Origin of the sequence: Dyadobacter sp. 676 (assembly GCF_040448675.1) — a bacterium.
In the GTDB taxonomy this organism is placed as follows: Bacteria; Bacteroidota; Bacteroidia; order Cytophagales; family Spirosomataceae; genus Dyadobacter.
This window is the reverse complement of sequence record NZ_CP159289.1, coordinates 3,097,501-3,120,000: the sequence shown is the minus strand read 5'-3', so window position 1 is coordinate 3,120,000 and position 22,500 is coordinate 3,097,501. Positions and strand designations below refer to the sequence as shown.

Below are 22,500 nucleotides of genomic sequence, written 5' to 3'. Positions count from 1 at the left end.
TGGTGAGCCGGTTGTTACGCCAGTAGCATGGCCGGGTAGCTATGTGGGGAATAGATAAGCGCTGAAAGCATCTAAGTGCGAAACTAGCCCGAAGATGAATCTTCCACATAAGGGTCGTTGTAGACTACGACGTTGATAGGCTGCAGGTATACGTGTCGAAATACACTCAGCTGAGCAGTACTAATTACCCAACAGCTTGCACATTTAATCTTTATCTTCATCTCTTCTACTTCCAATATGACATGAAATTCAATGTTGAATGTCTGAATCAGTGAATATCTTTTATTCAATCATTCAAAATTCGATCATTCAATCATTGAAATACTCAAAGAGCTTGTTGGTGACTATTGGCCGGGTGTTCACCTCTTCCCATCCCGAACAGAGAAGTTAAGCCCCGTACCGCCGATGATACTTGGTTCAAACCTGGTAAAGTAGGTAGTCGCCACAATTATTTACAAAAGCCTCACAGAAGTGAGGCTTTTTTTGTTTTAAAGCTTTTGAAGAGAAATAGCTGCCACTATGACAGCGCCCGAACGTTCGAAAACCTTTCCCTTTTCCAATCCACACATGGCTTTTCAAAAACTACCCTTTGCAAAATCTCGCAGAAATATTTTGCAAAGGACTGCAGCAGTTATTCTTTTTCGTATATTTGTGCTGTAACGGCCGCAAGGCAACAATTAATTATGAAATTATTCAATACTATTTGGTGGTGGCGTGCTTATCCTTCGAAGATGGACAAGTAAGGCTATTGCATGGTATAGAATGAAATATATACATCCAAACGGCTCGCTGTTCATCTGACAGCGAGCCGTTTTTTTATACACTTTACATTACAACCTGCAAATGAAAACCCTGGACAAGACTTATCAGATCTCCACACGCTACAAGAAGCTCCTGGCAGATACACTGACACCCGTATCGATCTATCTGAAGCTCAGAGACCGTTTCGTAAACACCATCCTGCTCGAGAGCTCGGATTACCACGGCAATGAAAACTCGTTTACGTACATCTGTTGCGATCCTATTGCCTCTTTCAAACTGAACAATAGTACAGTTATACAAAAGTTTCCGGACGGCTCCGAACTTAACTTCGGGCTTGCGAACCGCAAAGACGCTGTTCAGGCATTGTATCGCTTTGCTCAAAGCTTTATTTCGGAAAAAAGTAAGTTTCCTTTCATTACCAACGGACTGTTCGGTCACATGACCTACGATGCCGTAACTTACTTTGAAGACATCGAAATTCAATCCGCAAACCCCGAAACGGAAATCGATCAGATATTCTACCAGGTTTACAGATACGTCATCGCGATCAACCATTTCAAGAATGAACTTTACATTTTTGAACACCAATATGGCGAACCAAGGGAAGAAAGTGGCATCGATCAGATCGAGGTGCTGATCAAGAACCGGAATTTCCCGCAGTACGGTTTCAGCATTACAAGCGACGAAACCTCGAACGTTACCGACGATGAAATGCGAAAAGTGATCCGGAAAGGCATCGATCACTGCCTTCGCGGGGATGTGTTCCAGATTGTTCCTTCTCGTCGTTTCAGCCGCAAATTTCAGGGCGACGAATTCAACGTTTACCGCGCGTTGCGCTCCATTAATCCTTCGCCTTACCTCTTCTATTTCGATTACGGTAATTACAAGATATTCGGATCATCTCCCGAAAAACAGATTTTCATCAAAAACGGCCAGGCCGAAATCCACCCCATCGCAGGCACATTCCGTCGCACGGGTGACGATCAGGCGGATGCGGAAGCAGCGCAAAACCTGCTTAACGACCCCAAAGAGACCGCTGAGCACGTAATGTTGGTCGACCTGGCACGAAACGACCTGAGCCGGAGCTGTGACAGCGTAAAAGTCACGAATTACAAGGAAGTCCAGTACTATTCGCACGTCATCCACCTTGTTTCGAAAGTGGTTGGCAAGATGAATAAAGATGTAAACCCGCTCCAACTGGTGGCCGACACCTTTCCCGCCGGCACATTATCCGGTGCGCCCAAGCATAATGCGATGAAGCTGATCGATCAGATGGAGAGCAGCAACCGAAGTATTTATGGCGGGGCTATCGGTTTCATGGATTTCAATGGCGATTTCAACCACGCCATCGCCATCCGCACGTTCCTCAGCAAAGACAACACGCTGTTCTTCCGCGCGGGAATGGGCGTAGTGGCAAAATCGGATGTAGAAAGCGAGTTGCAGGAGATCAACAATAAGCTGGCCGCGTTACGCCAGGCCATTCAGGTAGCGGAAGGACTCTAACATCGGAAAACCATGTCGCAGATCAAGATATATGGCCTCAAATCTTCGCTGTACGCGATCCGGGAGCGGTTGTCCGATACGCTGCACGGCTGCATTGTCGAAGCGTTCCAATATCCCCAAAACAAGCGCGTCCACCGGTTCTTTTACCTCGACGACGGCGATTTCTTTTACCCCGAAGGCAGAACCGAACGGTACACGATCATCGAAATAGCGCTGTTTGAAGGCCGTTCGATCGAGGCAAGGAAGCATTTGTACCGGCTGATCTTCCAAAGATTCGAAGAGGAGCTCGGCATCGCGCCGAATGATGTGGAAATTACGCTTACCGAAACTCCGCCGCACAACTGGGGCATTCGCGGAAAAGCAGGGGACGAGCTGGCCCTGGATTATAAAATTGCCGTTTAACGATTTGAAATCACCGTCACAATGAAAATACTAGTTCTCGACAATTACGATTCTTTTACCTATAACCTCGTGTATATCCTCCGTGAACTGCACGACCAGGTGGATATTTACCGGAACGACAAAATAGCCCTGGAAGACGTCGGAAATTACGACAAGATCCTCCTTTCCCCCGGGCCGGGTATTCCTTCGGAAGCGGGCATTATGCATGAAGTAATCCGTGAATACGGGCCTTCCAAAAGCATTCTCGGCATTTGTCTCGGGCACCAGGGAATAGGAGAAGTTTACGGCGCAGCATTGGAAAACATGACCGACGTACTGCATGGCATTGCCGACACCGCCATTGTTACCGACGCCAGCGAGCGCATTTTCAAAGGTTTGCCTACGGAGATCAAAGTCGGCCGCTACCATTCCTGGACCGTCATTCCCGAAACATTTACCGACGATCTTACCATCACCGCCGTCGACGAAAAAGGCCGCGTAATGGGGCTTTCACACAAGAAATACGATGTGAAAGGATTGCAGTTCCACCCGGAATCGGTACTGACCGAACACGGGAAGGAAATGCTCCAAAACTGGCTGCAAATCTGATTCTTGCATTGAAACAACCCACACCTTCCCGACGATATTAGCTATTTTAAACTGTCATGAAACACATTCTTAGCCATCTTTTTGAATACAAGGTCCTCGACAAAGAGCAAGCCAAAGACGTCTTAATGGGCATCGGAACCGGCAAGTATTCCAATTCCGAAATCGCCTCGTTCCTAACCACTTATGCTATGCGCAGCATTACCGTGAAAGAGCTGGAAGGCTTCCGTGACGGCCTGCTCGAACTGTGCCTTTCGGTAGATTTGTCGGCATACGACCCCATCGATGTTTGCGGAACGGGGGGGCGACGGCAAGGACACGTTCAATATCTCGACGCTCTCATGTTTTGTGGTGGCGGGGGCTGGTCAAAAGGTGGCGAAACATGGTAACCACGGCGTTTCCTCCCTGTGCGGGTCGTCGACGGTGCTGGAATACCTGGGAGCGAAGTTTACAAACGATAAGGATTATCTTGAACGGAAGATCGACCAGGCGGGTGTGTGCTTCCTGCACGCCCCTCTTTTTCACCCCGCTATGAAGAATGTAGCGCCGGTAAGAAAGGAATTGGGCGTGAAAACTTTTTTCAATATGCTGGGTCCGATGGTGAACCCGGTATCCCCGAAAAAACAGCTTGTGGGCGTATTCAGTCTTGAATTAGCGCGTCTTTTTGCTTATCTTTACCAACAAACGGATAAGCAATTTCTGGTTCTTCACGCATTAGACGGTTACGACGAAGTGTCATTGACAGGTGCTTTTAAAATTATCACCGCTCATTCCGAGCAAGTTCTTACCCCCTCTCATCTAGGGCTTCAAACTTTGCGCGCCGACGATTTATCGGGCGGTGCGACAGTCGAAGAATCGGCCCGGATTTTCATGAATGTTTTGAACGACACGGCGACGCCTTCGCAGAAGCAAGCGGTACTGGCCAATGCGGCTATGGCGCTTTATTGTGCCAATCCGGCACTGTCGCTGACCGACGCTGTGGAGACGGCCCGCGAGTCGCTCGAAAGTAAGAAAGCGTTGGCCGCTTTCAAAAAATTGATCGAAGAATAGTTAGCGGGGAAGCATTTCTCCCTTTTTATAATTGCAGTTACAGCATTTTTAGATGAATATTTTAGAAAAAATTATCGCCCGCAAGCAGGAAGAAATCAGCGAATCGAAAAAGCAGCGGCCCATTTCCGAGCTGGAAAAGGAGCCATTGTTTTCGCGTCCGACTACTTCGCTGGCGGCGGCGCTAAGATCATCTGCAACACCCCGCATTATTTCGGAATTTAAAAGAAAATCCCCTTCGAAAGGTATTATCAGCGGCGACGTACAGCCACAGATCGTGACTCGGGATTACGTGAATGCAGGCGCCGTGGCGCTGTCGGTACTCACCGATATCGACTTTTTCGGCGGCTCGTTTGCCGATTTTCTTGCAGCGCGGGAGGCCAATCCGGCGATCCCGATGCTCCGGAAAGATTTTATAGTGGACGAATACCAGCTTTTCGAGGCCAAATCCATCGGTGCGGACGTGATCCTGCTCATCGCAGCATGTCTTACGCCTTCGGAAATCGCCCATTTGAGCCGCAGGGCGCACGAGCTCGGGCTGGAAGTACTGCTGGAAGTCCATGATGCAGAGGAGCTGGCTGCAAGCACAGGCGAGCATATCGATATCGTGGGCGTGAACAACCGCAATCTGAAAACTTTTGAAACCTCTATTGAAACGTCCATCGCACTCAGCGAGCTGATCCCGGAGCAGTTCGTGAAGATTTCAGAAAGTGGCCTGAAAGACGCCGAAACCATTGTGAAGCTGTTTCAGCACGGCTATAAGGGCTTTTTAATAGGAGAAACATTTATGAAAACCGCGAACCCAGGCGCCGCACTTGCAGGTTTGCAACAAGACTTAACTCAACATAGCAATTTAAATCCTCTGGTTCTATGAAAATTAAAATTTGCGGATTGCGCCAGCAAGGCAACATCGAGCAGGTAGTAGCCTTACAGCCCAATTTTATAGGGTTTATTTTCTATGACAAGTCGCCCCGCTTCGTAGGCGAGGAGCTGAACGAGGAATACATCCGCAGCATTCCCCAGAACATCAAAAAAGTGGGTGTATTTGTCAATGCGAACCCAGGCCACATTTTGAACATGGTCAAAAAATACGACCTGCAATATGTGCAGCTGCACGGGAACGAAATGCCCGACATTTGCCGGAGCATTCGCCAGAAAGGCGTGAGCGTGATTAAGGCGTTCCCGATCGACGAGAAGTTCAACTTCGCGATGCTGAACAACTACAAATCGTTTTGCGACCTGTTTTTATTCGATACCAAAGGCGAAAACCCGGGTGGTAACGGCATGGCATTCGATTGGAAGTTGCTGGGCAAATACGATAACGAAAAGCCTTTCCTCCTCAGCGGCGGCATCGGGCTCGACAATATCGAAGAAATCATCACCTTATCCAAAACCCTTCCCATTTACGGCATCGACGTCAACAGCAAGTTCGAAACCGAGCCGGGCATTAAAGACGTTGCCAAGCTGGAAGAGTTATTTAGTTTAGTTCGCGTAAAAGAGCAAGAAGAAGCGGAAGCTTAGTTTTTATGGAATCAATTGCAGAAAAGAAGTCGTATCAGGTAAATGACCGCGGTTATTATGGCACCTTTGGGGGCGCATTCATTCCTGAAATGCTATACCCGAACGTTGAAGAGCTGCGTGAAAATTATCTGAAAGTGATCGCGGACCCTTCTTTTCAGAAAGAATTCAACGATTTGTTGCGCGACTACGTGGGCCGGCCCACGCCGCTTTACCGCGCCAACCGGCTTTCGGAGAAATATAAGACCAATATCTACCTCAAACGGGAAGACCTCTGCCACACCGGCGCGCACAAGGTGAACAACACCATCGGGCAGATCCTGATGGCGCAGCGCCTGGGTAAAAAACGCATCGTAGCCGAAACCGGCGCAGGCCAGCACGGCGTGGCCACCGCTACCGTGTGCGCATTGATGAACCTCGAATGCGTCGTGTACATGGGCGAGATCGATATCGAGCGCCAGGCGCCTAACGTGGCGCGCATGAAGATGCTTGGCGCGGAGGTACGCCCGGCTACCTGCGGATCACGTACGCTGAAAGATGCCACCAACGAGGCCATGCGCCACTGGATCAACAATCCGGTCGATACGCATTACATTATCGGCTCGGTGGTGGGCCCGCACCCTTACCCGGATATGGTGGCGCGGTTCCAATCGGTTATTTCGCAGGAAATCCGTGCACAGCTGAAAGACCACATCGGCAAAGAAACGCCTGACTATGCAGTCGCCTGTGTAGGCGGCGGCAGCAATGCGGCGGGGACATTTTACCACTTCCTCGACGACGAGGACGTGAAACTCGTGGCCGTGGAAGCCGCGGGAATGGGGCTTACTTCCGGACATTCGGCGGCTACGACCGCATTGGGCAAGCCAGGTGTGCTTCACGGCAGCCGTACCATCCTCATGCAAACCGAAGACGGGCAGGTAGTGGAACCATTTTCTATCTCTGCGGGGTTGGATTACCCGGGTATCGGCCCCCAGCACGCATGGCTTTACGCCAGCGGCCGCGGTACATTCCTTTCCGCGACCGACGACGAGGCGGTACAGGCCGCATTTGAGCTGACGCGCCTCGAAGGTATTATCCCCGCATTGGAGTCGTCCCATGCACTGGCCGCATTAGGCCGTCTGGGCGCTTCGGAGAACGAGACGGTGGTACTGACCCTTTCGGGCCGCGGCGATAAGGATATGGGCACTTATATGAAATACATCGATTAATTTTCACCTCAATACAACATCACATGGCTACATTGACATTGCCAGAGGTTTTCGATCTCAGATTGAAGATCCAGGAACTGGAAGCAAAGGTAAACTCAGGTGAACTGTCGCTCTTCGAACGTTGCGACATGGAAGACGAGATCCTTGCAATGAAAGAAAAACTAGGCGAGTTCGACCGCCTGAAATTCAGCGACGAAGGCGAATGCCTCAACTGCTCAGCCTAGGATCACCTTTAATCCATACCAAACATATGCAGAGATTTAAACTCTTTTTGCTTGCTTCCATGGTCCTTTTCAGCACCATGTCGTTTGTTTCACCTTCAAATCCACCTAAAAAAATGCTGCGCCACGTCGTTCTTTTCAAATTCAAGGATTCTTCAACGCCGGCGCAGGTGAAAGAGGTGGAAGACGCTTTTCGTAAGCTTCCTTCGAAAATTAAAGAGGTGAAAGGTTTTGAATGGGGTACCAACAACAGCCCCGAAGGGTTGGCACAGGGCTTCACACACGTATTTTTCGTGACTTTCGACAGCGAAGCCGGCCGCGAAGTGTACCTGCCGCATCCGGAGCACAAAGCATTTGTAAAAGTCCTGGAACCGCATCTGGATAAAGTATTGGTTGTTGACTACTGGACACAGGAATGAACCGCATTGTAAGTCTTTTTCAGAATTTTAATAAAACTGCGGACAATCCGGGACTGCTAAACGTATACTTCACGGCAGGCTTCCCCGAGCTGAACGACACCCGCCGCGTTTTGCAGGCATTGCAGGACGGGGGCGCCGACCTCGTGGAGATAGGAATGCCCTATTCCGATCCCGTGGCCGATGGCGAGACGATCCAGCAAAGCAATGACCGCGCGCTGGAAAACGGCATGTCGGTACGTATTTTGTTCGATCAGTTGCAAGGTATGCGTGAAACGATTACGGTGCCGGTGCTGCTCATGGGTTACATCAACCCGGTATTGCAGTATGGTATCGAGGAGTTTTGTGCCAAATGCGCCGAAGTAGGTGTGGACGGGCTCATTTTGCCCGATATGCCGATGGACGTGTATTTGGATGAATACAAATCCGTGTTCGACGCGCATGGGCTACTGAACATCTTCCTCGTAACGCCGCAGACTTCCGAAGCGCGTATTCGCCAGATCGACGAGGTGAGCGAAGGCTTTATCTACACCGTTTCGTCGGCGAGCGTGACGGGTTCCAAATCCGGTGTGAGCGGCGACATGGAAGCATATTTTGAAAAACTCGATGCAATGAACCTTCGCAATCCGCGCCTCATCGGTTTTGGCATCAAAGACCACGACACCTTCGCAAAGGCTTCGAGCCACGCCGCCGGCGCGATCATCGGCAGCGCGTTCATCCGCGTATTGCAGCAAAGCACCGATCTTGAGAACGATATCAAGGCATTCATCAGGGAAGTGAAAAACTCTTCCGAGGCAGTTCCGGCATAATTCGCCCCGGACGGGTCAATTTGAATTCTCTTTTGGCATTAATTTTGTACAAACAATCCATCACAGGGTTGTTTGTTTTTTTATGTCCGATGCTGCCTATGAAAACCGTCGTTTCGTTAAGTATACTTCTCATATGCAGCGTATATGTGCCCGTATTTGCACAGTTCAATTTCGATGTCGAAGGCGGATTGATTTTAGGCACCAGCTACAATAAAGTACAAATTCCTGGCGGGGTCGGTACCCGTGTGAATCTTCCAGAGCAACTCAAAGCGGACCAGCGTGCGTTCTATCGCATCCGTGCCGGGTACCGGATCGACAACCGGCATAATATCTCCGTATTGGTTGCCCCGCTCACGTTGCATTACCGCGGGGCGCTTTCACACGACGCCAATTTTAACAACATAGACTTCCTTCCCGGCCAGCCGCTGAATGTCGACTACCGGTTCAACTCGTACCGGCTTACCTATCGCTACGATTTTCTGGCGAATGGCAAGTGGAGGGTAGGAGCAGGACTTACCGGCAAAATCCGCGACGCCGACGTCCGGTTCAGGAGCGAATATGCCGATACGCATTATGACAACCTCGGCTTTGTGCCGCTGATTAACTTTTATGTTTCCTGGAAGCCGGCGTATCATTGGGCTGTCTTACTCGAAGGCGACGCGCTGGCCGCGAAACAAGGACGTGCGGAGGACATCTTCGGCGGTATCGCTTACAATTTCAATAATACCATCGCGATCAAGCTCGGTTACCGGATGCTGGAAGGTGGTGCCGACAACGACAAGATTTACAATTTCAACTGGATCAATTATGCCTCGGCCGGTTTGCTGATTACGCTTTGAAGGCCAAACGATGTTTGAACGCCACAATGCGCTGTATGGCGACAACCAATGTTATCTCACGAGATGTGGCTGCAACCGGATTTTTCACTGCTTTTCTGGGTAAATACGGCAGGATTCGCTATATTTCTTTGTTTTTAAAAACCGTTTTCCGGCGTGTATGCGCATTGGTAATTTTTACCGGCCGCATGCGTTATAAAAACTTCACAGTTTATACCTAAACCACTATGGCTCCTTTCACTACCTCAATGGAAGGCCTGTTGCTCCGCATTCAGGAATACCGTCAGAAATATTATCAGAACCAGCTGCTCAAAGGTGCGATCTTCTCGATCGGACTGCTACTGACTGTCTTTTTATTTTTCAATACGATCGAATATTTTGGCCGGTTCAGCTCGCTCGTGCGCGGGATGCTCTTTTTCGGCTTCCTGGCCGTGCTGGTATTTTCTTTTGTGCAGTGGGTAGTGCAGCCGCTGATCCATTTGTACGGGCTGAGAAAACCACTTTCCGACGAGGAAGCCGCATTGCAGATCGGGCAGTATTTTCCGGAGGTGGGAGATAAGCTCGTGAATACACTGCAGCTGCGGAACCTGACCGGCGTGCAGTCGGACCTGATCGAGGCCAGTATCCGGCAGAAATCAAGCCAGTTGCTGATCGTTCGCTTTTCGGATGCCATTCGTTTCAACGAGAATAAAAAAAGGCTGAAATATGCGGTATATCCGCTGGCAGCCATTGCGGTGATTTTGCTTTTCAATCCATCGTTCTTCTCGTCCAGTTCCGAACGTATTATCCATTTCCAGAAAAATTATACCTACGCGCCATTCTCTTTTGAATTACAAAACAAGAGCCTGAAAGCATTTCGGAATGAGGATTTTACATTGAAACTGAGATTACAGGGAGAAGCATTACCGTCGGCGGTTTACCTCGTTCAAAACGGAACCCGTTTCAAACTCACCCAGGAAAGCGCGAAGGACTTTTCCTACACATTCAAAAACCTGCAACGCGACGTTGCATTCTCTTTCGACGCGGCGGGTTATGCTTCCGATGAATATCGCATTGTGGTGAATGAGCGGCCTTCCTTGCTGTCGTTTGATGTAAACCTGCATTACCCCGCGTATTTGAACAAGCCTTCGGAGGGCCTGAACAACGTGGGAAACCTCTCGGTACCCGAAGGCACCACGATCGAGTGGAATTTCAATACTTCTTCCACGAAGGCACTGGCCATTAAATTCGAAAATGACTCGGCCTTATACACGGCGAAAGAAAGCAATGGCGATCATTTTGAGATCAGGCGGACAGTGCGGAAATCGGCTCAATATCAGGTGAATCTTAAAAATGACGAGACGACCAATTCAGACAAAATCGGCTATTTCATCAATGTCATTCCGGATAAATACCCGGTAATGAACCTGGAAAACTTTCAGGACACGACACTATACAACTACCTCGTATTGGGTGGCTCCATCAGCGACGATTACGGGTTTTCGCAGTTGAGGATGTTTTACTCGGTTCAAAGGGCCAATGAGGACAAGCCTGCGCAGCCCAGGAGCATTCCTATTCCATTTAATAAAACAGTCAATACCCAGAGCTTCTTTTTCCAGTGGTATGTGGACAGCCTGAAACTGGCCCCTGGCGACAAAATCGAATACTATGCCCAGGTTTGGGATAACGATGGCGTCAATGGTGCAAAAAGCGCCCGCTCGCGCTCGATACAGTTTACGGTTCCTTCCAAAGATCAGCTGGAAGCGGAGGTGAAAAAATCGGAGCAGGAAACGGAGAACCAGATGCAGTCGGCGATGAAAAAGGCGCAGAGCCTGCAAAAGGATATCGAAAACCTGGATAACCGTCTCAAAAGCAATAAAGAGCTCGATTTCAAAGAGCAGAAACAAATCGAGGAAGTGCTGCGCAAGCGCGAGGAGCTGATGAAAGAATTGGAAGCTTTAAAAGAAAAGCATCAGAATGCCAACGAAAAGGCGCGGCAATTCAATCAGCAAAGCCCCGAGTTACAGGCGAAAATCGAGCAGTTACAGAAGCTGATGAACGATCTCATGGACGAGGATACCGAGAAGCTGTACAAGGAGCTTAAAAAGCTTTTGGAACAAAAGCAGAGCGAACGGATGTCGACCATGCTCGAAAAACTCCGTAACAAGGAAAATAACCTCGAAAAAGAACTCGAACGGACCATGAAGCTCTTCAAGCAAATGCAGATGGAGCAGAAAATGGAAAACCTGGCGGAGAAGCTAAGCGACCTCGCCGATAAGGAAGAGCAGCTTGCTGAAAAATCCGAGCAGAACGACAAGAACAAAAATGCCGATGATAAGAAAGGCAAAAACGAGGACCTGAAAAAAGAGCAGGAAAAAATCCAGGACGACTTCAAAAAAGCCCAGGAAAACAGCAAGGAAATCGAGGAAATGAGCAAGGAGCTGGAACAAGAGCTCGATATGCAGAAAGAGGAGCAAAAAAACGCTTCTGAGCAGATGGAACAGAGCAAGCAGCAGCTCGACAAGCAACAGAACCAGAAAGCGTCGCAGTCGCAAAAAAATGCGGCAAAATCGATGAAGAAAATGGCGCAGTCGATGCAGGAACAAATGGAGTCGGCGGAAATGGAGCAAATGCAGGAAAACCTCGACGCATTGCGCGACATTCTGGAAAACCTGATCACACTGTCGTTCGACCAGGAAACCCTGATGAAAGACTTCCGCGGCGTAAGCCTGCAAGACCCGCGTTTCGTGAAACTGGGCCAACAACAACTGAAACTGAAAGACGACGCGAAGATCGTCGAAGATAGTTTGTACGCATTGGCCAGCCGCGTCGTGCAAATCCAGTCGTTCATTACGCGCGAGCTGAACGATATGAAGTCGTACATGAACGAGAGCGTGAAGAGCATCAAGGACCGGCAGATCAACGTCGCTACCTCGAAGCAGCAGTTTGCCATGACTTCCATGAACAACCTTGCATTGATGCTGAGCGACGTCTTCAACCAAATGCAGCAGCAAATGGCGATGGCCATGCCGGGAGCCGGCAAAGGCAAAAAGGGTAAGCAGAAAGGCGAGCAACCCGGCATGGGCGAAATGCAGGAGAAACTGAACGGGCAGATCAAGCAGCTCGGACAGGGTAAGGAAGGGCAGGGGAACCAGTCAGAAAAACTGGCGAGAATGGCGGCGGAGCAAGCTGCTATTCGCAAGATGATACAGGATTTTATGGAACGGCAGAAGGGCACTAAGGAAGGCCAACAATTGGGCAAGGAATTGCAGGAGATTGCCGAGAAGATGGACGAATCCGAGACCGATCTCGTGAATAAGCGGATTACTCCGGAGCTGATCAAACGTAACCAGGAAATCACTACGCGCCTGCTCGAATCGGAAAAGGCGATGAAAGAACAGGACGAAGACGAACAGCGCAAGGCACAAAGCGCCAAGCAGCTACCCAAACAGCCGCCTGCCGCATTTGAAAAATACATTCGCGAGAAGGAAAAGCAAACAGAGCTGCTTCGGACGATACCGCCTACATTCTCACCATTCTACAAACGCGAAGTAGACTCGTACTTCCGGAAATACCAGGCCAAGAACTGATCATATGCCCATTTTGTTGGGCTAGGGTAGGGGATAGCGTTAACTCTTTTTAACAGGGGTTTACAAACGCTATCCCTTGCTTTTCATGTTCTTAACCGTAGACTTCGTAAGTTTGTAAATTATTTACGGTCAAATATTTAAATATTCCACGCTCCGGCGACGCCTCAGCGGCAACCGGCACGTGATCATCAGACATGGTAAGTTTCTTCTCAGAAGGCATTGATTTTAAGGTAGTTAATCCGATCAAAACAAAGAAGTGGATCAAAAATGCCTCAATTTCAGAAGGTTATGAGTTATCTCAATTGAATTACATATTCTGTTCGGACGAATACCTGCTTGAAATCAATAAACAGTATCTCGACCACGACTATTTCACGGACATTATTACGTTTGACAATAGTGAGGAAGACAACCAATTGGAAGGAGATATTTACATCAGTGTAGACAGGGTACGTGAAAATGCAGCAACGTTCCACACCGATTTTGACACAGAAATGCGCCGTGTGCTCATTCACGGGCTGCTACACCTCGCGGGATACGAAGACTCGAGTGAAGCGCTTAAAACGGCCATGAGGGCTAAGGAAGATGAGTATCTTAGGCTGTTCTAGTTAAATTTCCACGTGGAACACTTTAATTAAAGTAGTTTAACAAGTGAGTAATAATATGTTTCAGGAATATGATGTGATCGTGGTAGGCGCAGGCCATGCCGGATGCGAGGCCGCCGCCGCGGCAGCGACGATGGGTTCGTCGGTGCTGCTGATCACAATGAATATGCACACCATCGCACAGATGTCGTGCAACCCTGCGATGGGGGGGCGTCGCGAAGGGACAAATCGTCCGGGAAATAGATGCGCTCGGTGGGCAGTCGGGCATCGTCTCCGACAAAACGATGATCCAGTTCCGCATGCTGAATCTCTCCAAAGGACCTGCCATGTGGAGCCCGCGTTGCCAGAGCGACCGGGTACGGTTCGCCGAAGAGTGGCGGTCGGTTCTCGAGAATAATCCGAATGTCGACTTCTGGCAGGACACTGCGAAGAATGTTATCGTCGAGAACGGCAGAGCCTGCGGCGTAATAACCAGCCTAGGAATCGAAATCCGCTCAAAGGCCGTAGTACTGACAAACGGAACCTTCCTTAATGGCCTTATTCATATCGGTGAAAAGAACTTCGGTGGTGGCCGCACCGGGGAGAAATCCGCCACGGGCTTGACGGAACAACTGGTATCGCTCGGCTTCGAAGCAGGTCGCATGAAAACCGGCACGCCACCACGTGTCGACGGCCGCTCGCTCGACTACTCGAAAATGGAAGAGCAACCTGGCGACGAAAAGCCCGCCAAGTTTTCCTATACCGATACCAAGCCGCTAAGCAAGCAACGAAGCTGCTGGATCACCTATACGAACCAGGAGGTCCATGATATCCTGAAAACCGGTTTTGAAAAATCTCCGATGTTTTCGGGACGCATTAAAGGTCTGGGGCCACGCTATTGTCCATCCGTGGAAGATAAGATCAACCGGTTTGCGGATAAGGACCGTCACCAGATCTTCGTGGAACCCGAAGGCTGGGACACCGTGGAAGTGTATGTCAATGGCTTCTCAACGTCGCTGCCGGAGGACGTGCAATACGCCGCACTACGGAAAATACCCGGATTTGAAAATGCTAAAATGTTCCGTCCGGGGTATGCCATCGAGTACGACTATTTTCCGCCGACGCAGCTGAAATCGACGCTCGAAACACATCTGGTGAAAAATCTTTTCTTTGCCGGCCAGATCAACGGCACTACGGGTTATGAAGAAGCAGCTTGCCAGGGATTAATGGCCGGCATCAATGCGCACCGGAACGTGAACGAGCTCGAGCCGTTTGTTCTGAAAAGGTCGGAAGCGTACATAGGCGTATTGATCGACGATCTCATTAATAAAGGCACCGAAGAGCCGTACCGCATGTTCACATCCCGCGCCGAATACCGCACATTGCTCCGTCAGGACAATGCGGATTTAAGGCTTACGGAAAAAGGTTATGAAATCGGTTTGGCGAGCAAAGAAAGGGTAGAGGCTGTGCGTAAAAAGAAGCGTGAGACGGAAGAAATTATCGGAAGGCTAAATGCTACGAAGTTGACTCCCGACGAGATCAATGCCGCATTGGAAGCGATCGGTACGGCACCCATACGTGAAAAAATTGCCGTTGCGCAGCTGCTGAAAAGACCGCAAATTTCAATCGATCAGCTGCTGGAAGCAAGTCCCGTCGTTACCGGGCTCCTTGCCGAATACGAAATCGATTCTGTTCAGCAAGCGGAGATCAATCTGAAATACGACAGCTACATCGAAAAGGAAATGCTGCTCGTGGAGAAAATGAATAAGCTGGAAAACCTCGCCATCGTGGACAATTTCAACTACGATGTGGTCACTTCCTTGTCCTTTGAGGGCCGTGAAAAACTGAAAAGGACACGCCCCTCGACGATCGGCCAGGCGTCGCGCATCAGCGGTGTCAGCCCTTCGGATATATCTGTTTTAATGCTTTACATAGGCCGCTAATGTCTTTAGAAACGCTCGACAAATGCCCGGTATGCCAGCAATCCAGTTTCAGCAATTACCTGAATGTGGAGGATTATACCGTTTCGCACAAAGAATTCACGATCCAGCAATGCAATTCCTGCTACTTTCTGTTCACGAATCCGCGCCCCTCCGAAGAACAAATCGGCGCATATTATGAGTCGCAGGATTACATTTCTCATCACGACGACGCCAGGGATCTGATGAGCAAAGCGTATACTTCGGTACGAAATCATACTATCGAACAAAAGGTGAAACTGATTAACAGTCTCGTTCAACCGAAAGGAACATTACTCGATATCGGCTGCGGAACGGGCAGTTTTTTAAGTGCCGTGAAACAAGACGGCTGGAAAACCTTCGGTACAGAACCGGATCCAGGAGCGCGGGAGATCGCTTCGAAGAGAGTAGGAGCAACCATCTTTGAAGGCATTACTGAGCAAACTCTGGATACACAGTTATACGACATCATCACCCTGTGGCATGTTCTGGAACATGTCCATAAGTTGAATGAAACGATCGACTGGCTGCAAAACCACCTCAGACCAAATGGCCGGATCATCATCGCGGTGCCGAATCCGCAGTCGCACGATGCTGCTAAATACGGCCGTTTTTGGGCTGCTTACGACGTTCCGCGGCATTTGTACCATTTCACACGTGCCAGTATGAAAAACCTGCTGCAGCGGCATGATTTGGTGGTTAAAAAGATCCTTCCGATGTGGTTCGACTCCTTCTATGTGAGTATGCTCAGCACAAAGTACAAGAACAAAAAAATGAATATTTTCGACAGCGTGATCACCGGCTTGCAATCCAACCTGAAAGGCCGCGCGGGAACAAACAAAGAGTTGAACACTTCCAGCCTGATCTACATTATTTCGAAAAACTGAAAAGTCTCAACACAACAAACGGCCCTCAATACCCACTGTATTGGGGGGCTTTTTTAAATTTATTTGAAATGCTTAGAACAATAGTATTTGCCATCCTCGTACTGTTTTTTTTCGAGCGCTGCGCGCAGCAGGTTCCGCCTACAGGCGGGAAAAGGGACTCGATTCCACCCAATCTCGTGGAAAGCAATCCCTTGAACAAAACCCTCAATTTCAAAGGCAAAAAAATCGAATTGTTCTTCGACGAATATGTGGTGGTGGACAATATCAATCAAAAGCTTGTAATTACGCCTGAGGCCGATAACCCGTATTCATATAAACCAAACGGAATGTCGGTGCAGCTCACATTCAAAAATCAATTCAAGGACAGTACTACCTATACCTTGAATTTTGGCGATGCGATCAAGGATTTTGCAGAGAAGAACCCTGCAAAAAACCTCAAAATCGTATTCAGCACGGGCAATTCGCTCGACTCAGGGCGCGTGTACGGAACAGTGAAAGATATCCGCACCAACAAACCTGTTTTCGATGCCCTGGTAGGCCTCTACAACGTCAGCGACACCCTTAATATCGCCAAGCAAAAGCCCTATTACTTCTCGCGAACCGATAGCAGCGGTATCTTTTCCATCGAAAACATCCAGACCAGGCAGTACAAACTCATTGCTATCGACGATAAAAACCGCAATATGCTTTACAATGCGAAAGATGAACGGATGGGTTTCTGGAGCAAAACCATAACGGCCGGCACCGATTCCGCGACTTACCAGCTAAATATGTATTTGTCCGACAACACTCCGCTCAAAGTGCAGCGAACGCTTCCCAAAGTGAACAATTATTCGGTCGTTTTCAGTAAACCGATCGAGAATGTGGAAGTCATATTTATGAATAAAGACACACTTCCCTATTTGCTGGAACCGAACGGTGCCAACCTCAAATTTTTTAATGTACAACCCCACCCGGACACTACGTTGGTAAAGCTCAAAACGATAGACTCGCTCGGAATTTCAGGCGAGTTCGAGCAAAAAATAGCATTTCAGGCGCAACGTGGCAAAACGCGCCAACTCGATCCGATGTCGCTCACTACGTTCCCCGAAGCGAATAAACCCGTCACCAATGCATTCACGTACAAGCTCATTCTGAATAAACCGGTCAAGACAATCGATGATCAGAAAATCGCGATTATCTCCGACAGTCTCACACATGAGCCGCTAAACGCATTTAAGTACAACTGGAACAAAAACCACAATATCCTGACGATAGAGGCAAAATCCTTTGCAAAGGATACCGTGAAATTCGATATACCAAAAGGTTCGATCATCAGCGTGGAAGGCGATACGCTTCCCAAAACGCTGCTCCGGCACCCAATTTTAAAAGAAGAAGATTTTGGTGTCATCCGAGGCCGCGTCACAAACGCCGACACCTCGGTGCATTTCATACTCGACCTGGTCGACGAGCAGTACAAGGTGATCGAAACACTCTACGAATCGCCTTACACTTTCAGGAATATCCCTCAAGGAAAATATTTTTTGCGCATTACCATCGACAAAAATCGGAACCGGCGATGGGACACCGGGCAGATGGACAAGGGCCTTCAGCCGGAGCCGATCTATTACATCCCGGATAGGATCCTTTTGAAGGCGAATTTTGAACTGAATGACATTAACATCACCATTCCTGAAGAAAAATAACGACATTTTTGTCTATAGACTGTGGATAACTATGTGTATAACGCGGAAATCTTGTTGGTAAAAGGGGCGAAATTGTGAATAACCTTGTGGATAACCCCCAATAAGTGTGGATAAAAAAGGGAATTTCGCCCTGCAGTGGATAACCAACATCTAAAACGGAGTTAACAGTACGTTGATTCACTTTAGAAACTGTGGATAACAAAAGTAGTCATCTAAAAGGAGTTTACCCACATTCGAATGTGAACAGAATAATTCCTAACTTGTAGTTCAGCGTTTTAAATGTTGATTTCAAAAAATTCTACAGTGCATAACTCGCATAAGTTATACACAAAATGTGGATAAGTATGTTAATCTACAGTGGATAAAGGAATTATTCACAAATCCACAGGCACACTGAAGGATAATAACTAAAAGGAAAAGATTTTTTTATCTATTATGAAAAGGGTTACGAGCTGTTTGATGATAGGATTTCTGCTTTCCGGGGCGGCCGCGGCGTTCGGGCAGGGGGAGCGGGAACTGGCCGAGGAATATTTCAAAAACGGGGATTGCCCGAAGGCCCTTAGTTACTATTCTTCGTATCTGAAGAACTCGTTTGAAAAAGTCGCACTCAAAAATTACACCAGTTGCATTGTGAAAAGCAAGGCGTGGGGCGATGGCGAGCAGTTCCTCAAAAAGCAGATCAAAGGGGATGCCGCTAATGCGGCCTGGTATTATCTGAACTGGGGCATTATGCTCGAGAACCAGGGAAAGGCCGTGGAGGCGTCCAAAAAATATGAGCAGGTCGTTACCGCATCGGGAGCGAGAACCGAGCTTAAACGCGATCTGGCGGAGGAATTCCGCGCACAAAACCAGGCGGAATGGGCTAAGAATATCCTGCTCGAGGCCCGGGAAAGCGCCAAGCGCTACGATATCTTTCAGCTGGAACTGGCGAGCGTTTACCGCGACCTGAACCAGCCTGAAAAGATGATCGACGAGCTGCTTTCCTATGGTATGCGTTACCAGAATACGGAGGTCGTTCAGAATATGCTTCAGGACTTTACGAAGGACGAGAAGGAGCAGGCGCTGCTGGAAAAGGTACTGTACGACAAGATCCAGAAGTTCCCTCAGGAAGGCTTTTACAATGAATTGCTCATCTGGTACCAGGTGCAACGCAAGGATTTTTACAAAGCATTTATCCAGGAACGCGCGCTCGATCGTCGTTTCAAGCACAACGGATCGCGGCTTTACAATCTTGGAATGCTCGCTCTTCAGAATAATGATTATACCAACGCCGGCAACATATTCGATCATTTGGTGAAAGAATATCCGAAAGGCCAGCTCTATCCGGTAGCTCGAAGGATGGCGATTTTCGCCAGGGAGGAGCAGGTTAAAAACACTTATCCCGTCAAGAGGAGCGAAGTTCAGAAGCTGCTCGGGCAATATCAGCAATTAGTCGACGAGCTTGGGGTGAATGTGCGTACGATCGAGGCATTGCGCAATATGGCGATCCTGAATGCCTTTTATATGGATGATTTTAAAAAGGCGATCGAGATACTGCAAACTGCTATCGAGGCGGGTAAAGCCGAGAAGAATTTTGTAGATAAATGTAAGCTCGATCTGGGAGATATTTACCTACTGCAGGGCGAGCCGTGGGAGGCTACATTGGTTTATTCGCAGGTTGAAAAGTCGCAGAAGGACGATGTACTCGGCTATGAAGCGAAGCTCAGGAACGCCAAGTTGCATTATTTTAAAGGTGAATTCGAATTGGCAAAGGCTGTTCTCGACATTCTTAAGAAGGCGACATCCCGTGAGATCGCGAACGATGCAAACGAGCTTTCGCTGCTAATTATGGATAATACGGGCCTCGATAGCACCGAAGCAGCGATGAAGGCGTATTCCGCGGTGGAGTTGCAATTGTTCCAGAACAAAAAGTACGAGGCAATTGATACTTTGAAACAACTTTATAAAAGATACGAAAATCACAGTCTCGCCGACGAGATACTTTGGCTTACCGCCAAAACATACATCAAGCTCGACAGCAACCAGCAGGCGATGGCCGACCTGAAATTGTTGTATTCCAAATACGGTCACGACCTGTACGGCGACGACGCGCTCTTTGCGATGGCGAAGCTTTATCAGGAGAAGCTCAACGACAAGGACCAGGCGATGAAGCTTTACCAGGAGCTCATGGAAAAATACCCGGGTAGTATTTTTGTCGCCGAGTCGCGGAAGCGCTTCCGCGTTTTGAGAGGCGATGTGATCAATTAGAGAAATTTCTTCCAGGCATAGAAAAAGGCTCCGGAGTTCATCGCTTCGGAGCCTTTTACATTTTAAAATTCACGTGCTTCTATCCGGATTCAAGCAAATATTCAAATCTCGGACGGACCAAAACCCGGAATTTTTATTTTAACTCACTCACTAATAGTGATTTGAATTCTGAAAATTCGGGTTTCATTTTGATCGACACTTTTTCAATATCGAGCAGCGATTTCAGTCTTTCAGGTATATCGATGCTTTTTCCGAGTGTTTCTTCCACGAGATCGATAAATTTCGCCGGGTGGGCAGTCGAAAGGAAGACTCCTGTAAAATCACCCTTCGTTTTTTTCCGGTATTCCTGAAGGCCCCGGTAAGCGACGGCCGTGTGCGGGCACATAACGTAATTGGCATTGCCAAAAACTTCGCGCATCGCTTTTTGTGTTTGCTCGTCGTTGAAAAATGCGCCGGACACTTTTTCGTTGATCGCATTCCAGTCGTCGTTGAAAAACCGGGTCAGCCGTACAAAGTTGCTCGGGCTGCCGACGTCCATGGCATTGGAAATCGTTTCGATCGAAGGAAGCGGCTCGTAGGTCCCCGACTGGAGGTAGCGCGGTACTGCATTATTTACATTAGTCGCCGCGATGAAATGTTCTACCGGCAAGCCCATGCGATAGGCGAGGATGCCGGCGCTAAGGTTTCCGAAGTTTCCGCTTGGTACTGAGATCACCAATGGCTTCCCGAGTTTTTTCAACTGTGCATATGCTGCGAAATAATAGAATGACTGTGGGATCAACCGGGCAATATTAATGGAGTTCGCCGATGCGAGGTTATATTTCGCATTCAGTTCGGGATCGAGGAATGCTTCCTTCACCAGGCGCTGGCAGTCGTCGAAGGTACCGTCTACTTCCAGGGCAGTCACATTGTGGCCGAGGGTAGTCAATTGTTTTTCCTGGATGTCGCTTACTTTTCCGCTGGGGTAAAGGATCGTTACCGAAATACCCGGAACCTTATAGAACCCCTGGGCAACTGCGCCGCCCGTATCGCCGGATGTGGCTACAAGAATGCGGATTTCCTTATTGGAACGATGCAAAAAATAGGACATGATCGCAGCCATAAACCGTGCTCCGAAGTCCTTAAAAGCCATGGATGGGCCGTGGAATAATTCGAGCACATAGTCGTTCGGCGTGATTTTTACCACAGGCGCTTCGAAATCATATGCGCGATCGATGATGGATTCAATTTCGCTTCTTGTAATTTCACTGCCCAAAAGTGTGGCGGTCACCTCGATGGCGATCTCCCTGAAGGATTTATTTTCAATATTATCCAGAAATTCCTTTGAAACCGTCGGGATAGATTCTGGCATGTAGAGACCGTTATCGGGAGGAAGGCTGTTGAAAATAGCTTCTTCCAGCGACGCTTTCAGGCTGGCAGTTTTGGTACTGTAAAATAGCATTTGATATAAAATTGATCCGGAAAAATGGGAGTGCAAATTTAACTAAAATCCCAGCAGGTCAGTTATTTTGAGAACTTTTAAATGGGTTTTCAAGATGGTTGCCTGAGCGATGCTTGCTGTGAATGCATTGCCGGGATCGTGCCGCAGAATAATTTTGTTAAAGATTAACAGATCTTAAATCAATAAAACAAACCAGATAATATGTCGATAGGAATTTTCAATGTACCGGCGTTAAAAAACGAACCGGTGAAAAGCTACGCGCCGGGAAGCCCGGAGCGCTCAGAACTTAAAAAGGCGCTTGCAGAGGCCCGCGCCAAAACCATTGAGATACCACAATATATAGGCGGCGAAGAAATCTACTCAGGAAACAAACAGAAGGTGTCGCCACCGCATGATCACCAGCATATTCTCGGCTATTTTCATGAAGGAGGCAAGGAGGATGTAGCCAAAGCGATTGACGCTGCATTGGAGGCGAGAAAGAGTTGGGCTACACTCGCCTGGGAACAACGCGCAGCCATATTCCTGAAAGCGGCCGAGCTGATCGCCGGTCCGTACCGGGCTGAAATGAATGCGGCGACGATGCTGGGACAGTCGAAAAGTGTCTATCAGGCGGAGATTGATTCGGCCTGTGAAATCATTGACTTTCTGAGGCTTAATGTGAACTTCATGCGGGATATCTATGAGGAGCAACCGATCTCCTCAGAAGGTGTCTGGAACCGTATGGAATACCGTCCGCTGGAAGGTTTCATCTTCGCTATTACTCCGTTTAACTTCACGGCCATTGCCGGAAACCTGCCCGCTGCGCCTGCATTAATGGGCAAT

Annotated in this window: 17 protein-coding genes, 2 rRNA genes and 2 pseudogenes (2 of these 21 cut by a window edge); 20 read left to right on the top strand and 1 reads right to left on the bottom strand. The window is 48.6% G+C overall.

The features are described from left to right. From ABV298_RS14045 to ABV298_RS13955, 19 genes and pseudogenes are all read left to right on the top strand, one after another. A 23S ribosomal RNA gene (locus ABV298_RS14045) occupies positions 1-204 on the top strand; it begins 2,610 nt to the left of the window's first position. A 132-nt stretch (positions 205-336) separates the two neighbouring features. Further along, positions 337-448: ribosomal RNA gene (gene rrf / locus ABV298_RS14040) — 5S ribosomal RNA — on the top strand. 395 nt (positions 449-843) lie between these two features. After that, the gene (locus tag ABV298_RS14035) at positions 844-2,265 is read left to right on the top strand and encodes an anthranilate synthase component I family protein (protein WP_353722696.1); all 1,422 of its coding nucleotides are present in this window, start codon (positions 844-846) and stop codon (positions 2,263-2,265) included. 12 nt (positions 2,266-2,277) lie between these two features. Next, positions 2,278-2,667: a tautomerase family protein gene (locus ABV298_RS14030; RefSeq protein ID WP_353722695.1), complete on the top strand. Its 390-nt coding sequence runs from the start codon at positions 2,278-2,280 to the stop codon at positions 2,665-2,667. A 21-nt stretch (positions 2,668-2,688) separates the two neighbouring features. Then, complete coding sequence (locus ABV298_RS14025) at positions 2,689-3,255, top strand: aminodeoxychorismate/anthranilate synthase component II (protein WP_353722694.1); 567 nt, start codon at positions 2,689-2,691, stop codon at positions 3,253-3,255. Positions 3,256-3,311: 56 nt separating this feature from the next. Then, positions 3,312-4,302: pseudogene (gene trpD, locus ABV298_RS14020) on the top strand (anthranilate phosphoribosyltransferase). Positions 4,303-4,354: 52 nt separating this feature from the next. Further along, entirely contained in the window at positions 4,355-5,173 is an 819-nt protein-coding gene (gene trpC, locus ABV298_RS14015; protein ID WP_353722693.1) for an indole-3-glycerol phosphate synthase TrpC, read from the top strand. After that, positions 5,170-5,820 carry a phosphoribosylanthranilate isomerase gene (locus ABV298_RS14010; protein WP_353722692.1) on the top strand — a complete coding sequence of 217 codons (651 nt, stop codon included), beginning with the start codon at positions 5,170-5,172 and terminating at the stop codon, positions 5,818-5,820. The genes trpC and ABV298_RS14010 overlap by 4 nt, the downstream gene beginning before the upstream one ends. Before the next feature lie 5 nt (positions 5,821-5,825). Further along, entirely contained in the window at positions 5,826-7,025 is a 1,200-nt protein-coding gene (gene trpB / locus ABV298_RS14005; protein WP_353722691.1) for a tryptophan synthase subunit beta, read from the top strand. A 23-nt stretch (positions 7,026-7,048) separates the two neighbouring features. Next, the gene (locus ABV298_RS14000) at positions 7,049-7,249 is read left to right on the top strand and encodes a hypothetical protein (protein ID WP_353722690.1); all 201 of its coding nucleotides are present in this window, start codon (positions 7,049-7,051) and stop codon (positions 7,247-7,249) included. Positions 7,250-7,308: 59 nt separating this feature from the next. Continuing rightward, positions 7,309-7,665: a Dabb family protein gene (locus ABV298_RS13995; RefSeq protein WP_291209024.1), complete on the top strand. Its 357-nt coding sequence runs from the start codon at positions 7,309-7,311 to the stop codon at positions 7,663-7,665. After that, a complete protein-coding gene (gene trpA / locus ABV298_RS13990) occupies positions 7,662-8,471 on the top strand; it encodes a tryptophan synthase subunit alpha (RefSeq protein ID WP_353722689.1) in 810 nt (269 codons plus the stop codon). The genes ABV298_RS13995 and trpA overlap by 4 nt, the downstream gene beginning before the upstream one ends. 146 nt (positions 8,472-8,617) lie before the next feature. Continuing rightward, entirely contained in the window at positions 8,618-9,310 is a 693-nt protein-coding gene (locus ABV298_RS13985; protein WP_353722688.1) for a hypothetical protein, read from the top strand. A gap of 245 nt (positions 9,311-9,555) precedes the next feature. Then, complete coding sequence (locus tag ABV298_RS13980; protein WP_353723185.1) at positions 9,556-12,876, top strand: DUF4175 family protein; 3,321 nt, start codon at positions 9,556-9,558, stop codon at positions 12,874-12,876. Between the two features lie 194 nt (positions 12,877-13,070). Continuing rightward, a complete protein-coding gene (gene ybeY / locus ABV298_RS13975; protein WP_353722687.1) occupies positions 13,071-13,484 on the top strand; it encodes an rRNA maturation RNase YbeY in 414 nt (137 codons plus the stop codon). 55 nt (positions 13,485-13,539) lie between these two features. Continuing rightward, a pseudogene (mnmG, locus tag ABV298_RS13970) lies at positions 13,540-15,403 on the top strand (tRNA uridine-5-carboxymethylaminomethyl(34) synthesis enzyme MnmG). Then, a complete protein-coding gene (locus tag ABV298_RS13965; RefSeq protein WP_353722686.1) occupies positions 15,403-16,305 on the top strand; it encodes a class I SAM-dependent methyltransferase in 903 nt (300 codons plus the stop codon). Before mnmG ends, ABV298_RS13965 begins: the two are co-directional and overlap by 1 nt. Before the next feature lie 68 nt (positions 16,306-16,373). Continuing rightward, complete coding sequence (locus ABV298_RS13960) at positions 16,374-17,990, top strand: Ig-like domain-containing domain (protein ID WP_353722685.1); 1,617 nt, start codon at positions 16,374-16,376, stop codon at positions 17,988-17,990. Positions 17,991-18,425: 435 nt separating this feature from the next. Then, complete coding sequence (locus tag ABV298_RS13955) at positions 18,426-20,237, top strand: tetratricopeptide repeat protein (RefSeq protein WP_353722684.1); 1,812 nt, start codon at positions 18,426-18,428, stop codon at positions 20,235-20,237. Between the two features lie 133 nt (positions 20,238-20,370). Here the strand turns inward: ABV298_RS13955 and thrC are convergent, their stop codons facing one another. Further along, entirely contained in the window at positions 20,371-21,678 is a 1,308-nt protein-coding gene (gene thrC / locus ABV298_RS13950) for a threonine synthase (protein WP_353722683.1), read from the bottom strand. Positions 21,679-21,879: 201 nt separating this feature from the next. Here thrC and pruA point away from each other — a divergent pair, with 201 nt between their 5' ends. Continuing rightward, a protein-coding gene (gene pruA / locus ABV298_RS13945) for an L-glutamate gamma-semialdehyde dehydrogenase (protein ID WP_353722682.1) crosses the window boundary here: on the top strand, positions 21,880-22,500 show its start. The gene runs 1,011 nt beyond the window's last position; the window shows 621 of its 1,632 coding nt (coding positions 1-621); the start codon lies at positions 21,880-21,882; its stop codon lies off the right edge, out of view.

Excerpts from the sequence above, each read along its gene's own strand:
- ABV298_RS14035 (WP_353722696.1), top strand. The coding sequence starts at position 844 with ATGAAAACCCTGGACAAGACTTATCAGATCTCCACACGCTACAAGAAG.
- ABV298_RS14030 (WP_353722695.1), top strand. The coding sequence starts at position 2,278 with ATGTCGCAGATCAAGATATATGGCCTCAAATCTTCGCTGTACGCGATC.
- ABV298_RS14025 (WP_353722694.1), top strand. The coding sequence starts at position 2,689 with ATGAAAATACTAGTTCTCGACAATTACGATTCTTTTACCTATAACCTC.
- trpC (WP_353722693.1), top strand. The coding sequence starts at position 4,355 with ATGAATATTTTAGAAAAAATTATCGCCCGCAAGCAGGAAGAAATCAGC.
- ABV298_RS14010 (WP_353722692.1), top strand. The coding sequence starts at position 5,170 with ATGAAAATTAAAATTTGCGGATTGCGCCAGCAAGGCAACATCGAGCAG.
- trpB (WP_353722691.1), top strand. The coding sequence starts at position 5,826 with ATGGAATCAATTGCAGAAAAGAAGTCGTATCAGGTAAATGACCGCGGT.
- ABV298_RS14000 (WP_353722690.1), top strand. The coding sequence starts at position 7,049 with ATGGCTACATTGACATTGCCAGAGGTTTTCGATCTCAGATTGAAGATC.
- ABV298_RS13995 (WP_291209024.1), top strand. The coding sequence starts at position 7,309 with ATGGTCCTTTTCAGCACCATGTCGTTTGTTTCACCTTCAAATCCACCT.
- trpA (WP_353722689.1), top strand. The coding sequence starts at position 7,662 with ATGAACCGCATTGTAAGTCTTTTTCAGAATTTTAATAAAACTGCGGAC.
- ABV298_RS13980 (WP_353723185.1), top strand. The coding sequence starts at position 9,556 with ATGGAAGGCCTGTTGCTCCGCATTCAGGAATACCGTCAGAAATATTAT.
- ybeY (WP_353722687.1), top strand. The coding sequence starts at position 13,071 with ATGGTAAGTTTCTTCTCAGAAGGCATTGATTTTAAGGTAGTTAATCCG.
- ABV298_RS13965 (WP_353722686.1), top strand. The coding sequence starts at position 15,403 with ATGTCTTTAGAAACGCTCGACAAATGCCCGGTATGCCAGCAATCCAGT.
- ABV298_RS13960 (WP_353722685.1), top strand. The coding sequence starts at position 16,374 with ATGCTTAGAACAATAGTATTTGCCATCCTCGTACTGTTTTTTTTCGAG.
- ABV298_RS13955 (WP_353722684.1), top strand. The coding sequence starts at position 18,426 with ATGAAAAGGGTTACGAGCTGTTTGATGATAGGATTTCTGCTTTCCGGG.
- thrC (WP_353722683.1), bottom strand. The coding sequence starts at position 21,678 with ATGCTATTTTACAGTACCAAAACTGCCAGCCTGAAAGCGTCGCTGGAA.